The sequence below is a fragment of the Chlamydia crocodili genome, from assembly GCF_018343815.1.
Taxonomy (GTDB): domain Bacteria; phylum Chlamydiota; class Chlamydiia; order Chlamydiales; family Chlamydiaceae; genus Chlamydia; species Chlamydia crocodili.
In genome coordinates this window covers 265,425-281,535 of the sequence record NZ_CP060791.1, presented here as the reverse complement: position 1 = coordinate 281,535, position 16,111 = coordinate 265,425, and the positions used below count along the sequence as shown (strand labels likewise).

The window sequence follows — 16,111 nt, the reverse complement described above, 5'->3', positions numbered from 1 at the left end:
TAACTTCATTTTTTAATCTCACACTCACTTTCAGATTAGCAATAACTCTTCCAAGGTTGTTTGGGGTCATTTTTTGATCTAAAACATATATTCATTTTATTTTAATTTAAATTTTTTTTGATTAAGCCATTAAATATAAAATAGTTGCAATGAAAGAAGGTTGGAGTTTTTAATTGTTAGGATTTTATTATTTTGATGGTTAATGATTTATGAATAGCGTGCCTGCATGTAATTCTAATTCTTTAGATATAGTCCATACGCGATCTAATTCTTTTGTTGATTCTCGAGTTTATAAAGTGGCCAATCTAGTTGCTATGATTTTTGGTCTGCTTATTTTAGCGGCGGGGATAGCTTGTACTATTATTTTTGGAGTTGAGTTGGGACCGCTTTACACTATGGTGACTTTAGGGGTTTCTATAGCTGTGGGTAGTATACTTTTGACTATAGGAGCCAGTTGCCTAGGTTTTCGTTCTTTATTTAATAAGACACATAGAATAGATAGGACAGCTGAAGATGCAAAAATTGTTAAGTTAAAGCAAGAGATCTTTAAGAGTACTTCTCAAATAGAAGAGGAGGAAAAAAAGTTGCTTAAGTTGTCTGAAGAATACAAGAAGGTGCATCTTGAACTCAAGACATTACTTAAGAAGAAAGATCAAGCTTCTAAGAAATTAGAAGAGGTCAATGAAAAATATACAGAGGCACGTGCTGATCTGGATTCCCTATTAGAAAAGATCCAAAAGGATAGCTCTTCGTCTGGGGGGGGGGTGACCTTTTTGGGCTTAAAAGAGCCTTAATTACAAGCAAGAAAACACTAGAGGACGCATTTTCTACTTATCAAAAAACACTAGCCACTGTTGAAAATATCAACAAAGATATCCATCAAAAAGAACAATCTTTAGAAGATTTACATTTAGTTTCCTCTTACCAGCATTTCCAATCCCTATTAAAAAAACAAATTTCTTCCTATTCCTCACTTATCGAGATTTTGGAATATAGAGTTTATGATCTACAGACGCGTCTCAGCAAAATTCAAGAAGAAGAACTGAAGCTGAAACAACGTCTTCAACAAATTCAATCAGGAGGTTCTGATTTTAGCGATCCTTCCGATAAAGCAGCTATTGAGAAATTAAAGAAAGAAATAGATCTATTAAACCGAGAGAAGAAAGAGTCTCAGAAAGAGCTTCAAGAGAGATTAGAACAGTTGCGCAAGGGAAAATGGGATACAGATAAGCTAGTCGATGATGCTAGAGGTCGAATAGATAATCAGGAACTACACTATATTGTAATAGAGTTAGAGCAGCAGTTGCACTACACACAATTGGGGATGAAAGATAAAGAAAAGTGTATTCAGGAATTAGAGAAAGAGCTTTCTAATTTGCAAAGTTTATCGAAATTGGAACGTGAAAATTTGCAAGATGAAATAAGAAAATTAATGGAATTTTCTGAGATGGATAATCATAAGATGACCGATTTGATAAAGCAGGGACAGAGCTTAATGGTTTTAATGGAGAAAAATTCCATTCTTCGACATAGGTTGGAGCAACTTGAGAAGCGTCATGTTCAAGAAGAAGCTAATTATGAAGATGGGTTGTTGAAGATTCGTAGGCTACATGAGGAAGAACAGAATAGATTAGCTCAGGATTATCAAATCCAAATCGATCAGATGAAATTGAATCATAGCCATGATCTACAGCAACTACAAATAAGACAGGAAGAACTCAGAAGAAGATTTGAGAAGGCGGATCAAGAAAAAAACGAACAGATTAATAAGTTAAAATTAGAAATCTCAAAATTACAAAACACATCGATTCTATATAATCGGATGATTGATCGTTATCGAGGGATATTTAAGGAAGAAGCTCCTTCAGATATTTTGGCGGACTTTATCGAAGAAAATGAGAATATTCGAGAGCAAGAACTCAAAAAACATTTTACTAGAGATGAGATACGCAGTCTAGATGTAGCAGCGCAGCTATTGCTGGAGGATGCGCAGCAACAAATTGTTGAACTTGAGGAGCAGATAGTAGCCTTAAGAAAAGAGTTAAATGAGCCAAAAAAATCTAAGAAGAAGTAACCGCAGGCTCATTGAGAATAACTAAATTTCATTGACAGACAGAGTTCTTTGTCTTCACGGAATTCCGCAACAATCTCGTCTCGTTCCAGAGTAAATGTTATCTTTTCAATTACAATTCAAAATATTTACTTAAAGCTCTAAAGATAAAGTAGTTGCAATGAAAGAGGTCGGAAGTTTTTAATTGTTAGGATTTTATTGTTTTGATGGTGAATGAGTTATGAAGAATGTGCCTTCATGCCGCTCTGATGTAGAGTTAACATGTGTGCAGCGTTGTTGTTTCAGTGAATCTCGAGTTCATAAAGTTGCTAATGTAGTCGCTATTGTCGTAGGACTGCTTATCCTTGCAGGAGGCTTAGTTTGCTCGGTTCTTTTTGGCGCTGAGCTTGGCATGTTCTATACTATGATAGTTTTGGGGATTTCTGTGGCTGTGGGTATTTTACTTTTAACCTCAGGCGTCTGTTTAAGCTGTCGTGCTTTAGCTTCTAAAACGCGTAAAATAGATAGGAAGGACCTGCCTAAATATGATTCGCAGATTTCAAAGATTAAGCAAGAAATAACAGAAACTACAAAGATTATCAGCAAGGCTGAAGAAGATATTTCTCGTCTTTTTGATGAATATAATAAAGTTAAGCTTGAGCATAAGAGTTTAGTGGGAAGTAAGAATCAAGCTTCCAAGAAATTAGAAATAGCCAGCAAGAAATGCTCAGAGGCGCGTACTGATCTAAATTCTCTATTAGAAAAGCTGCAGAAGGATAGCTCTTCATCTGGGGGGGGGGGGGTGACCTCTCTGGTCTTAAAAAAGCCTTAACTGATAGTAAAAAGATGTTAGAAGAGGCTGAAAAAGCTTATCAGAAAGCTTTTGCTGTGGTTGAAGATCTCAATAAAAACCTTCATCAAAAAGAAAAGGCCTTAGAAGCGTTAAATTTAGTTTCCTCCTATCAAGACTTCCAAATTTTATTAAAAAAACAAATTTCTTCTCAATCCCTCATTATCGATCTTTTAGAACAGCTTATAGGCGAATTACAAATACGTCTTTTTAAAATTCAAGAGGAAGAAGAGCGATTGCAAAAACGCCTTCAAGAGCTGCAATCAGTAGGTTCTTTTGATAAACAAGCTGTTGAGAAATTAGAAAAAGAAATTGAGAAACTACGTAAAGAAAAAAGTAGTTCAAGAGACGAGTTAAGAATACGTCTCGAGCAGCTTCACAAAGAAACAACAGAAGCCGGAGAAGTTGCTGGGAAAAACAAACTGAATTCTGAGCAGATCCAGTGGATCATAAAAGAGCTAGAGCAGCAGCTAAAAGAAGCTCAAACAGAAATAGAAAATAAAGAACAGCGTATTCAGGATTTAGAGAAGGAGCTTGCTGACTTAAAGAATTTATCCACAGGAGATCAGGAGTCTTTACAGGATGAAATTCAGAGATTACATCAGCTCTCTTCAAAAGATAATCAGAAGATAACCAATTTAGTCGATCAAAGTAAGAGATTAGCAGTTTTGACAGAAAGAAATGCTATTCTTGAACAAAGGTTAGAGCAGCTTGAAAGAAGGTGTAAGCAAGAAGCTTTTGTTTACGAGGATAGATTAATAGAGATACGACAAATTTATCAGGAAGAACTAGAGAAATTAAATGATAAACATACGTTGGAGATTGAAGAGATAAAATCAAGATATAAAGAAGAAATAAACGGCTTAGAGAATAGTCTTTTTATACTTAAAGATGATCTTCTGAGGGTTCACGAAACATTTGATCAGACAGTAAACGTCAAGGATTTAAGATTAAAAAAACTTCAAACTACCCTTGTTCTATACGATCACGTAATTGAGCATTATGAAGGCTTACTTCAAGTAGAACCTCTATTGTTGGAACAATTTATAAAAGACAAAGCTGTTCTTAAGGGAATTGAACTTGGAAATGAAGTTTATTCTCGAGAGGATATTGTATACATGTATGCTACATTTGAAGAAAAGTTATGTGATGCTCAATATGAAATCATGCATCTTAAGCATCGTATACTAACCTTAGAGAAAGAGCTCAAGAATTTTAAAAGTTCTAAGCAACTCCAAGAAAAACTGCAACAACTTACCGAAGATATACAAAAATTGCAAGCTTCTTTAAAAGAAACGATGCGCTTCTTAACCCCGGAACAGCAAAAGATGGTTCAAATGATCCTGGATGATATGGATTAAAACACTCTCTACTCATGGGTTTTTTCAATATTCTTAATCATATAATTAGATGTTCTTCAATTAGAACTATTTACTTAACCTGTTTAAGATAAAATAGTTGCAAAGAAAAAAAGCGAGACGCTTTTAATTATTAGGATTTTATTATTTTAACGGTGAATATTTTATGAGAAGTGTGCCTTCACGTGATTTTAATCTTATAGATGTAGTTCGTGTGCAGCATTGTTGTTTTAATGAATCTCGAGTCCACAAAGTAGCTAACATAGTTATTATTGTTATTGGTCTACTTATTTTAGCTGCAGGCTTGGTTTGCTCTGTTCTTTTTGGAGCTGAGCTTGGGACTCTTTATACTATGACGACTCTAGGAGTTTCTGTATGCATAGGTGTTTTACTTTTGACTATAGGTGCTGGTTGTTTGAGTTGTCGTACTTTAGTGTCTAAAACTCGAGCAATTGTCACAAATAGATCAACTAAATATAACCCAGAAATTTCCAAGATCAAACAGGAAATTTCTGAGACAGCTACTTTAATTGGTCTAGAGGAAAAGAAATTACTGGAGTTAATTAAAGAGTACAATAGGAACAAATTTGAGCATACGAGATTGCTTGGCGATAGGAATCAAGCTTCTGAGGAATTAGAAATAGCTAGAAAGAAGTGCTCAGAGGTACGTGCTGATTTGAATTCCCTATTAGAGAATTTCCATAAGGATAGCTCTTCATCTGGGGGGGGGGGGGTGACCTCTCTGGTCTTAAAAAAGCCTTAACTGATAGTAAAAAGATGTTAGAAGAGGCTGAAAAAGCTTATCAGAAAGCTTTTGCTATGGTTGAAGATCTCAATAAAGAAATCGATCAAAAAGAAAAAATCTTAGATTCTCTAAATCTCATTCCTACGTACCAGACTTTCCAACTTCTACTAAAAAAGCATGTATCTTTATCTGACTCTCTCATTGGTATGTTGGAACAACTTGTGAGTGAGTTGCAAATCTATCTCCTTAAACTTTGCGCAGAAGAGGAGCGATTGCAAAAACGCCTTCAGAAGGTGCAATCAGGAGGTTCTTCTGATAGACGAGCTATTGAGAAATTAGAAAAGGAAATGGAGAAACTACATAAAGAAAAAGGTAGTTCTCAAGATACATTAAAATTACAACTAGAAGAGTTATGTAAGGAGACTCGGGACTCTGATAAATCGATCAGTGAAGCTAAAGATAAACTAAATAACCTACAGATACGATGTATTGTAGAGGGATTGGAGGAACGGTTAAATAATGCACTTTTGGAGATAGAAAATAGGGGACAGTGTATTCAGGAATTAGAGAAAGAACTTTCTGAATTGAAGAATTTATCTATCGCAGATCAAGAGTCTATGAAGGAAGAGATTAATAGATTGCGCCAATTTTTATCGGATGACGATTATAAAAAGGCTGATGTGACAAACCAGATTAAACAGTTAGCAATTTTAACTGAGCAAAATTCTATTCTTCAACAAAAGTTGAAACAGCTAGAGGTAGAGCGTAAAGAAGAAAGGACGAATTTTGAAAATGATTTACGGGCAGCCAAAGAAGTAAATCGCGATCAACTAGACGAGATAATTACAAAGTATGAAAGTAAAATCAAGAACATGCAATCAGAACACGATCTCTTCAAAGAAAACGCTAAAAGAGAGATCAATAAGAAATCTGAGACAATTAGAAAAATAGAAAAAGAACTTGTAAAATCAAGAAACACTCTACTGCTTTTCAATCAAATGCTGAATGATTACTATAATGAACTTGCAGCAGCAGTTTATAGTGAGGTTATTCCTTCTAGCATATTAGATAAATACGTTGCACTTAGAGAGGTCCTAGCTAAAAAATTGGAATCCGAAAATTGTTACAGTGAGGATTATGTTAATCATATAGAAGACCCAACTAGGAGACAATTAGATGCTGCTGATTGGAAAATTCTTCATCTTGAATCCGAGATAGAGGAAATACAAGAAAGACTTGGGGGCATAAAGGAATCGGAAGAAAGAAATGAGAAACTAGAAAAACTTGTTGAGAAGGTAAAGAAACTGGAAGTCTGTTTGCAGGTGATGATGAAGGCATTACCCGAGGAAAATATTCAATAGATTCTTAAGCCGTTTTTTTATAATAGATTTTTAGAATTGCACCAGTCATTTTGGAGCAATTCTTTTATAGTTTTCCAAATGTATTTACACTTACTTTAATAATATCCCACAATTGTTTAGATTATTTTTTAAAAATATATCTAGAAATATTCTTATTTTCTGATTCTATAATTTAATTTTTCATTAAGTTATTCTATATAATACGATTGCAATGAAAGAAGTCAGAAGTTTTTAATTGTTGGGATTTTGTTATTTTAATGATTTATGAAGAGCGTGCCTTCATCTAGTTCTACTTTTGTAGAGCTGACTCATGTAAAGCGTTGTTGCCGCAGTGAATCTTGAGGACCATAAAGTTGTGAATATCATTGATATGCTTATCCTAGCGGGTGGTGTAGTCTCCGTAGTTCTTTATGATAGTTTTTAAAGCGTCTATAGCGGTAGGTATTTTACTTTTAACAGTAGGGGCAAGCTGCTTGAGTTGTCGTGCTTTGGCTCCATGACAAAGCTACTCTATTGGCTATCTCTGGTAAGGATGGTGAAGAATAGCTCTCACTAAGTCATTAATCTAAGATTGTCTTTCTTAGAAGATCTTAATCACTCAAGTTGCTTCACCTGGTTAGGAGGTGAAGCAACACTTGTTTTAATCAAAAATTACATTCTTGAATAGATTATAAAATTAAGCTCGAGAGCCTTCAGGATTAAATTTCTTGATAAAGTCATTCTCTAATTGAAAACGATTTTTTTGTGAGTATATGGCTTGTAGACACTCTTTAGGAGTTACTATGTTTTCTGTCATAGTCTTGAGAAGTTGCTGACAGGCATATTTTTGTTTTTCTTTGGCTGTAGGGTTGGCGAGGATGTCAATTGCTGCTGCCACTTCTTCTGGAGTGAAGTCATGTTTGCCACCTATGAATTCTGGAAAGATGATAGACCCTGTAATGATATTTGGTAGGGAATATGCAGGAATCAGAATCTTAAAGATATACTTTGCTAAGAAGGTATCAAAAGGTCCTAGAAGGCAGGTAACAATCGTTGGGGTTTGATTTAATGCAGTTTCAAGAACAATAGTCCCACACTTTGCCAAAGCACAATCACAATCTCTCATAAGTTGATAACGAAATTCTGAGGGAACGATTTTACTATTATGACAACCTTCTTTCTCTAGAAGCTCTAGAATTTTCTTATCATATTTAGGATTGCAAGAAGATACAAGCAGTTGATGTGATTGTGCTAGTGATGAAGATAGGAACGCTCGAGCTTGTATTTGTAAATTTCTAAATATATCCCCTGGTCGGCTACCTGGAAATACTGCGACACTAGGTTGGTCAGAAATCTCTAATTTTTGTTTCCATGAGTTACAATCTTGGAAATTAGAGACTGTTTTTACTAAAGGATGTCCCAGATAGATAGTTTTTAGGGGAGAGTTTTTAAAGATCTCTTTTTCAAAGGGAAGTATTAGCAAAAGAGTATCAAGATACTTTTCTAAGACTTTTTTCCTTTTAGGTCTCCATGCCCAAATACTAGGACAGACATAATGAATAATTTTCCCCCTATATCCACATTTTCTTAACTTCTTAATTAGGAAAAAATGGAAATCAGGGAAATCTATACAGAAAACAGTTTCAGGATTTTCTTTAAGAATAGCTTTATAGAGTTTTCTATACTTCTTAAATAAACTAAAAATAGCACCAAAAACTTCTAAAAATCCTGATACCTGAAATTCTTCCATGCGAATGAGCGGTTCGAGACCCTCCTCGCGCATTAAAGGTCCTCCAACACCGAAACAGCGTATATCAGGATTCAGAGCTTTGATATTACGAATAAGATCACTTCCTAGGGTATCTCCGCTGGGCTCTCCTGCGGATAAGAAGCAGCTATGGTTATGAAACTCTGGTAAGCGTGATTTTTTATACATGATACGTAAATTTGCCAGTGAGGGAAGTAATCCACACCCATAGCTGAGGATATTTACAGGATCTCCAGTACGTATGAAATATATAAATGCTAAGAAACCACCAACGAAACCTACCTGCCAAAATAATGCTGGTAAAGTAGAGCGATTATTCATCTCTAAATGGCACCATTGGATAAAAAATCTTGAGGAAAAGGTAAACAATCCTAAACAGCCAACAATATGCCAGTAAATATTTGGTGGAGGCAGAGGAAGATGAAAGATATTGGGAGAGGCCATCCATTCCATATGGGGATGGTAGTATGCTTCTAGAGCGAATGGTAATGTTGTAAACAATAAGGTTAAAACAAGAATGACTAATGTTGTTCTCAATGAAAGCTTCCGAGGGGAAGCAACGTTGAGATTCCTGAAATAGATAACAAGATTTGCCCCATGAAGTAAAGCTATGGGAAATTGACTTTGGATAAAACCGTGAGCGATCATCATAATCGCTCCTATAGAGGATAAAATCCAAAAAGCCTTGGGAACATAGGCTTTCTTTCGTCTTTCACTTAAAAACCACTGGATGGTAAACGCACTACCAAAAAATAAGTTGGCGATCAATCCTATAGGATACAGTACATGAACCAGATAAAGAGGAAACATGGCTAATTTAAACTCAAGAAGGAAGTTCCTTTTTATATTGTAGAGCTTGGTAATGACGAATCCAAGCAGCAAGTATTTTATCTAGTTTAGGATAAACTAAGCTACGGATTTCTAATAGAGAAAGAGCCTCTGAAAAACGTACGTGGTTTAAAAACTTACGGTTAAAGAAGTGAATTTTCTTTGTCGGCACTAGCGGAGTTAGCCGGTACTGCATTTGCAACACGAGAGCTGTTAAAATAAAATTCTTTTTAGAACAGCTGGTGAAGGAATCTGCAAAGAACTTCCCTAAAAAGTTTTTAATATAATCAAAAACAGCGGTTAAAGACAAACTTGGATGTTGTCGATGTTTATAGCGGACATTGAAATTTACAATGGGGAATAAAAATACCGCCATAAGCTGATGACGATCATAATTATATTTTTTACTTAATACATTTTCATCTAAAACATCTAAACAGGCAAAAGTTTGCTCTTCTAGAATTTTATTTAAACGAAAAGCCTTGTCCATATAGGGAAACAGAATTTCTAATATCTGATATTTAACTGTTAACTTGAAAAATTCAGAAGAGACCCCAGAGCCTAACATTTTAATGAGCTCTTCAAAAACACGTGCCTGAGAACTCTTAATTAACTCATAACGGCATTCCTGAAGCGCTTCCAAAGTTTTAGGGTCTATCGTGAAAGAAGCTCGTGCAAGAATTTTTAACAAACGCAACATCCGAACGGGATCTTGTTTAAAACGTACAAAGGGATCTCCTATAGTGCGTAGGTACCGATTTTGTAAGTCACCAACCCCGCCAGTATAATCTATGATTGTTTCTTCTGTGGGATCATAGAAAAGACCGTTGATTGTGAAATCTCTTCTTAAAACGTCTTCCTCAGCTGTCCCCCAAAGGTTATCTTTAGTAATGAGACAGTCTTCATCAGCGCTTCCTGAACGGAAGGTAGAAACTTCAATAATTTGATTCGAAAAGCGTATGTGGGCTAGTCGAAAGCGTTTCCCAACAAGTATACAATTTTTGAAAACAGCCTTGATTTCTTCAGGTTTGGCTGATGTCGAGATATCGAAATCTTTAGGAGTTGTGTTGAGTAGCAAATCGCGGATACATCCGCCAACAATATATGCTTTGTGACCAGCTTTTCGTAGAGTTTTTACTACGGAGAGCGCGTGTGGGGAAAAGTCTTTAAGTTTTATGTTGTGGTCGGCAGCAGAATAGATAATGGGAGCGGGTGCAGATTTAGAAATTTTTCTAAACAATTCTAAGCCTCTACGCAAGAGAGTTTTGTTGTCACAGACCATTTATTATAGATATCAAGTGTTAAAAAGTCTTGGAAGAAAAAGGGTTTATAAAAGCACTCTTTTTTCTAGGGGAATTTCACCATAGCAAAAATATCGAAGTTTGCAAGAACAAAATGCCTAGCCGAAAGACATTCCTTTATACCCTATACAAGGATTTTTTTTTATTATTTATCTATGTTTTTCAGAGAATTTTTATTTTAATTTCCCACAAATTCTTAATCCGACTGTTATCGCGATCTTCATAGATGTTTATACTCTAAGTGGAAAAATATTTTATTTTTGAATCAAGATGATTTTAAAAAATTTATATAGGGAATGCTTAGGATTTTGACAGACCACCTAATCCTTAGAAATTTCTAAATGGATTTTTTTATATGCATATGTCAGAAACGCATATCTAAGAATATGATTTCTCTAATAACAATTTTAATTTTGTGTTAGAAGATTTAAAAGGGATTAGTAAAATGGCAGGGATTTCAAATTCAGTAAACGCAAATAGTTACTCTTTCTGGAACAATTTAAGTTAGAATTTCTAGCTTGTCTTGCGCACTAATAAATCCACGCCAATGCTATTTTAAATCAGAATCTCATGGCTTAATCAACTCTTCAATCTATTGATGAATCTTTAAGGGAATAAATGACAAAGGAAGTAAAACAACTTTTTGGTACGGATGGGGTTCGAGGAAGAGCCAATTATGAGCCTATGACTGTAGAACTTTCTGTATTGCTTGGTAAGGCTGTTGCAGGTGTTTTACAGGAGAGTAAACCTGGGAAACATCGTGTTGTTGTAGGCAAGGATACCCGTTTGTCAGGATATATGTTTGAGAATGCACTTGTTGCAGGTTTGACTTCTATGGGAATAGAAACTCTAGTATTAGGCCCTATTCCTACTCCAGGAGTAGCTTTTATTACTCGTGCCTATCGTGCAGATGCTGGAATTATGATTTCTGCATCCCATAACCCCTATTGGGATAATGGGATAAAGATATTTTCCTCAGAAGGATTTAAAATTAGCGATGTTATAGAACGGCGTATTGAGCAGATGGTAGCTCATAGAGATTTCGGAAATTTGCCTGAAGATTATGCTGTGGGAAAGAATAAGCGTGTTGTAGATGCTATGGGTCGTTACATAGAATTTGCGAAAGCTACTTTCCCTAAAGGAAGAACATTAAAGGGATTAAAGATAGTTTTAGATTGTGCACACGGTGCTGCTTATAAGGTTGCTCCTTCTGTATTTGAAGAACTTGATGCTGAAGTGATCTGTTGTGGTTGTGAACCTACAGGAAGTAATATCAATGATAACTGTGGGGCTCTTTTCCCATCAGTAATTCAGAAAGCCGTAATAGAGCATAAGGCTGATGTCGGAATAGCTTTAGATGGTGATGGCGATCGTATCATCATGGTAAATGAAAAAGGCCATATTGTTGACGGCGATATGATTCTGAGTATTTGCGCTAATGATTTAAAGAAAAAGGATCTTTTAAAAGGCAACCGTGTTGTTGCTACTGTGATGACTAATTTCGGTGTGTTAAAATATCTAGAAAGTTTAGGAATAGAGACATTGATTTCTCCTGTAGGAGATCGTCATGTTCTACAGAATATGTTGGAGCATGAGGCAAATCTAGGGGGAGAGCAAAGTGGTCATATGATCTTTTTGGATTATAATACTACTGGGGATGGTATTGTTTCTGCTTTGCAAGTATTACGCATTATGATTGAAAGTGAATCTACACTTTCAGATTTAACATCCCCAATTGTGAAAAGTCCTCAAGCACTTATCAACGTATCTGTAAAGGAGAAAATTCCTTTAGATGCTTTGCCTTTAGTTCAAGAAGCTCTTAGAGATGTGAGATCGTCTTTAGGTGATTCTGGTCGTGTTTTATTAAGATATTCTGGAACTGAAAATATTTGCAGGGTTATGGTTGAAGGTTTAAAGAAGCATCAAGTTGACTCCCTAGCTAAGACTATAGCTGATATTGTTGATTCTGAGTTGGGAGCGGGCATTATAGAATAGGGTAATGTATGTGCGGAATATTTGGATATCTAGGCTCTAAACTAGCTGTTCCTCTAGTTTTGGATGGATTAGCTAAGCTAGAATATCGGGGCTATGATTCCGCAGGTCTTGCAGCTGTTATACCGGGCCAGTTGTTTATAAAAAAAACAATAGGGCGTGTCGATGAACTTAGGAACTCCTTAGAACAAGATAGTGTACCATCTTCATTAGCTATAGGTCATACTCGTTGGGCAACGCATGGTATCCCCACAGTGAAGAATGCTCATCCTCATGTTGATGAACACTTTACTTGTGCTATTGTTCACAATGGGATTATCGAAAATTTTAAAGAATTAAAATCCCTACTTCTTTCTGAAGGCATCGCCTTTGCTTCGGATACAGATTCTGAAGTTATAGCTCAGCTGTTTGCTTTTCGTTATCAATCTACAGGAGATTTAGTCCATAGTTTCTCTTGGACTCTATCACAACTTCAGGGAAGTTTTTCCTGTGGTCTTATTCATAAAGATCATCCTAATATTTTGCTTTGTGCAGCACAGGAAAGTCCATTAATTATTGGATTAGGAGAACAGGAGAATTTTATAGCTTCTGATACGCGTGCGTTTTTAAAATACACAAAAAGTGTTCAAGCTTTGGCTTCTGGAGAATTAGCTGTTGTAGGTCTTGGAAGTGAAGTTGAGACGTATAACTTTGCTTTAAAGCGCATTCACAAGGAAGTGCGTCAAGTCGCTTATACTGATGCGGGTTCGGATAAGCAGGGCTATAGTTATTACATGCTTAAAGAGATTTATGAGCAGCCGGAAGTTTTAGAACGTCTCATTCACAAATATTTAGATTCTCAGGGATGTATCAATGAAAAATTCTTATATGGTTTTTCGATAGAAGAGTTTGATGAGATTTCTATTGTCGCTTGTGGTTCTTCCTATCACGCAGGCTTTTTAGCAAAGTATATTATAGAGTCTTTAGTTTCTATTCCTGTTCATGTGGAAGTTGCTTCAGAATTTCGCTATCGACAGGCGTATATTGGGAAAAAGACTCTAGCAATTTTAATTAGTCAATCTGGAGAAACTGCTGATACATTGGCAGCTTTAAAAGAATTTCGTCGTAGACAAGTTGCTTGTGTTTTAGGAATTTGTAATGTCGAGGAATCCGCATTAGCTATAGGTGTGGATCATTGTTTATTTTTAGAAGCGGGTATTGAAATTGGTGTCGCTTCTACAAAAGCTTTTACTGCACAATTACTTTTGCTGATTTTATTAGGATTAAAGTTAGCTACTTCAAAACAGACACTAAGTTTAGAAGAACATCGTGTCTGTGGAAAAGGTTTGCTTGAGCTTCCAGAATTGTGTAATCGATTATTAGCGAACGAAGGTCTGCATTCATGGGCGAATGATTATTGCAATGAAGATAGATTCATATTTTTAGGACGTCGCTTGATGTATCCTATTTGTATGGAAGCTGCTTTGAAATTGAAAGAAATTGCATATGTTGAAGCTAACTGTTATCCTGCTGGAGAAATGAAACACGGACCTATTGCTTTAATTAGTAAAGGATCTCCGGTGATTACTTTTTGTGGCGACCCCTTGGTCTATGAAAAGATGGTGGGTTGTATTATGGAGGTAAAAGCTCGGCAAGCCCATGTGATTGCCATAGCTTCAGAATCACAAGAAGATGTTGCTGCTGTTTCAGATTCCCAGATATATGTTCCTAATAGTCATCCCTTAGTATCTCCTATCCTTTATACAATAGTGGGACAGATTATGGCCTATACCATGGCTTTACAGAAAGGCAATGAAATAGATCGTCCTAGGAATCTGGCAAAGTCTGTAACTGTTGAATAAAGTAAAAGCTTAGTGTTTTTATTTTTAATTATCTTTAATTCTAAAATATAAGACAAAATTCGAAAGGTTTTTTATGTCTAGCAAGGTTTTAGGGGGTTCCCTCATTATTGCGGGGACAGCTATAGGTGCTGGTGTGCTAGCAGTTCCTGTGTTAACAGCGTATGCAGGTTTTCTTCCCACGACTCTCCTTTATGTATTATCCTGGCTTTTTTCTATGGGATCTGGACTTTGCCTTCTCGAAGTTATGACTTGGTTTAAGGATAAGCAACAAGTTAACATGTTATCAATGGCCCAATATACCTTAGGGGATATGGGTAAGATCTTCATGTGGCTCCTTTATCTATTTCTATTTTACTCTCTACTTATTGCTTATTTTTGTGAGGGAGGAAATATCCTATTTCGTATTTTTGGTTGTCAGGGATTGGATATCCCTTGGATACGTCACGCAGCCCCTTTGGCATTCGCAGTTTTGATTTGCCCTACATTAATGATGGGGACAAAAGTCGTAGATTATTGTAATCGCTTTTTTGTTTTCGGATTAGCTATTGCTTTTGCGGTATTTTGTATCTTAGGAGTTTTAGCTTTACAACCCGAACTACTTTTGCGTGCTTCGTGGATGCGTTCTATGGATGGTTTATCCATTCTGTTTCTTTCCTTTGGTTTTCAAAGTGTGGTTCCCTCACTTTATTACTACATGGATAAGAAAGTTAAAGATGTTAAAAAAGCTATCGTTATAGGTAGTTTAATTCCGTTAATTTTATACGTAATTTGGGAAGCCCTTGTTCTAGGAGTAATTCCTTTAGACTTTCTTATGAAAGCTCAAGAAAATGGCTATACGGCAGTAGAGGCTATGAAAAATTCATTGCAATGTTCAATGTTTTATATTGCTGGAGAATTTTTTGGTTTTTTTGCTTTAGTTTCTTCATTTTTAGGCGTGGCTTTAGGTGTTATGGACTTCCTAGTTGATGCTTTTCAGTGGAACAAAAAGAAACACAGTTTTTCTATTTTCTTTTTAACTTTTATTGTCCCTCTAGCTTGGTCAATGTGCTATCCTGAGATTGTCCTTAAATGTCTTAATTATGCTGGAGGCATAGGTGCTGCTTTAATTATTGGAGTTTTCCCCGTATTAATGGTCTGGCAAGGTCGTTATGGTAAAAAACATTATCAAGAAAAACATTTAATCCCTGGTGGGAAATTTGTTTTATTATTAATGCTCTTGGTAATAGTAATTAATTTAGCTAGCCTTTATTATAAGTTTTAAATAAAACAAGAGCACGTTTATTAATTTTAATTATATGTGAGTATAGGAGGTTACATGGGACTATACGATCGTGATTACGCACAAGAATCTCGTTTACCGGGAACATTTACATCTAGAGTTTATGGCTGGATGACTGCAGGTCTTGCTGTAACGACTTTTGTATCATTAGGATTATACTTTTCTGGGATGTATAAAAGTTTATTTGCATTCTGGTGGATTTGGTGTATTGCTACTTTAGGAGTATCTTTTTACATCAATGCTAAGATTCATAAGCTTTCTGTTCCTGCAGTTATGGGATTGTTTTTAGCCTATTCTGCTTTAGAGGGGTTGTTCTTTGGAACACTAGTTCCTGTTTATGCTGCTCAGTATGGCGGAGGAATCGTTTGGGCTGCCTTCGGATCTGCAGGATTGATTTTTGGTTTGTCGGCTGCTTATGGAGCTTTTACCAAAAGCGATCTTACACAGATGAGTAGCATATTGATGTTTGCTCTGATTGGTTTAATGGTAGTATCGGTCATATTCGCATTGGTATCTATATTTGTTTACATGCCCATTTTCTACTTATTGATTTGCTATCTAGGATTAGCAATTTTTGTAGGATTGACTGTTGTGGATGCTCAAGCAATCCGTAAGGTAGCTCAGAATGTAGGTAACGATGGCGATTTAAGCTACAAGCTATCTTTAATCATGGCATTAAAGATGTATTGCAACGTCATTATGATATTTTGGTATCTTCTACAGATTTTCTCTTCCTCAGGAAAAAGAAACTAAAAATAT

The 16,111-nt window shown here is 35.8% G+C and carries 12 protein-coding genes; 10 read left to right on the top strand and 2 right to left on the bottom strand.

The features are described 5' to 3' along the window. The first annotated feature begins 209 nt into the window (after nt 1-209). The 6 genes from H9Q19_RS01260 (at nt 210) to H9Q19_RS01235 (ending at nt 6,364) form a co-directional block, all read left to right on the top strand. Nucleotides 210-794 carry a hypothetical protein gene (locus H9Q19_RS01260; protein WP_213241470.1) on the top strand — a complete coding sequence of 195 codons (585 nt, stop codon included), beginning with the start codon at nt 210-212 and terminating at the stop codon, nt 792-794. Nucleotides 795-985: 191 nt separating this feature from the next. After that, nucleotides 986-2,074 carry a coiled-coil domain-containing protein gene (locus H9Q19_RS01255; RefSeq protein WP_213241468.1) on the top strand — a complete coding sequence of 363 codons (1,089 nt, stop codon included), beginning with the start codon at nt 986-988 and terminating at the stop codon, nt 2,072-2,074. A 217-nt stretch (nt 2,075-2,291) separates the two neighbouring features. Continuing rightward, complete coding sequence (locus H9Q19_RS01250; RefSeq protein WP_213241466.1) at nt 2,292-2,882, top strand: hypothetical protein; 591 nt, start codon at nt 2,292-2,294, stop codon at nt 2,880-2,882. A 14-nt stretch (nt 2,883-2,896) separates the two neighbouring features. Then, a complete protein-coding gene (locus tag H9Q19_RS01245; protein ID WP_213241464.1) occupies nt 2,897-4,261 on the top strand; it encodes a coiled-coil domain-containing protein in 1,365 nt (454 codons plus the stop codon). Nucleotides 4,262-4,424: 163 nt separating this feature from the next. Then, a complete protein-coding gene (locus H9Q19_RS01240) occupies nt 4,425-5,021 on the top strand; it encodes a hypothetical protein (RefSeq protein ID WP_213241462.1) in 597 nt (198 codons plus the stop codon). A gap of 14 nt (nt 5,022-5,035) precedes the next feature. Next, nucleotides 5,036-6,364, top strand: a complete 1,329-nt coding sequence (locus tag H9Q19_RS01235) for a hypothetical protein (RefSeq protein ID WP_213241460.1) — start codon at nt 5,036-5,038, stop codon at nt 6,362-6,364. Nucleotides 6,365-7,040: 676 nt separating this feature from the next. On the opposite strand, the gene lpxB is transcribed toward H9Q19_RS01235, so the two are convergent. Further along, complete coding sequence (gene lpxB, locus H9Q19_RS01230) at nt 7,041-8,921, bottom strand: lipid-A-disaccharide synthase (RefSeq protein ID WP_213241458.1); 1,881 nt, start codon at nt 8,919-8,921, stop codon at nt 7,041-7,043. 13 nt (nt 8,922-8,934) lie between these two features. After that, complete coding sequence (gene pcnB, locus H9Q19_RS01225; protein WP_213241456.1) at nt 8,935-10,221, bottom strand: polynucleotide adenylyltransferase PcnB; 1,287 nt, start codon at nt 10,219-10,221, stop codon at nt 8,935-8,937. 637 nt (nt 10,222-10,858) lie between these two features. Between pcnB and glmM the strand changes: the two genes are divergently transcribed. The 4 genes from glmM (at nt 10,859) to H9Q19_RS01205 (ending at nt 16,105) form a co-directional block, all read left to right on the top strand. Continuing rightward, nucleotides 10,859-12,235: a phosphoglucosamine mutase gene (gene glmM, locus H9Q19_RS01220; RefSeq protein ID WP_213241454.1), complete on the top strand. Its 1,377-nt coding sequence runs from the start codon at nt 10,859-10,861 to the stop codon at nt 12,233-12,235. Nucleotides 12,236-12,243: 8 nt separating this feature from the next. Beyond that, entirely contained in the window at nt 12,244-14,073 is a 1,830-nt protein-coding gene (glmS, locus tag H9Q19_RS01215; RefSeq protein ID WP_213241452.1) for a glutamine--fructose-6-phosphate transaminase (isomerizing), read from the top strand. A 73-nt stretch (nt 14,074-14,146) separates the two neighbouring features. After that, nucleotides 14,147-15,334: an aromatic amino acid transport family protein gene (locus H9Q19_RS01210; protein ID WP_213241450.1), complete on the top strand. Its 1,188-nt coding sequence runs from the start codon at nt 14,147-14,149 to the stop codon at nt 15,332-15,334. 54 nt (nt 15,335-15,388) lie between these two features. Then, entirely contained in the window at nt 15,389-16,105 is a 717-nt protein-coding gene (locus tag H9Q19_RS01205) for a Bax inhibitor-1/YccA family protein (RefSeq protein ID WP_213241448.1), read from the top strand. Nucleotides 16,106-16,111: the final 6 nt, after the last annotated feature.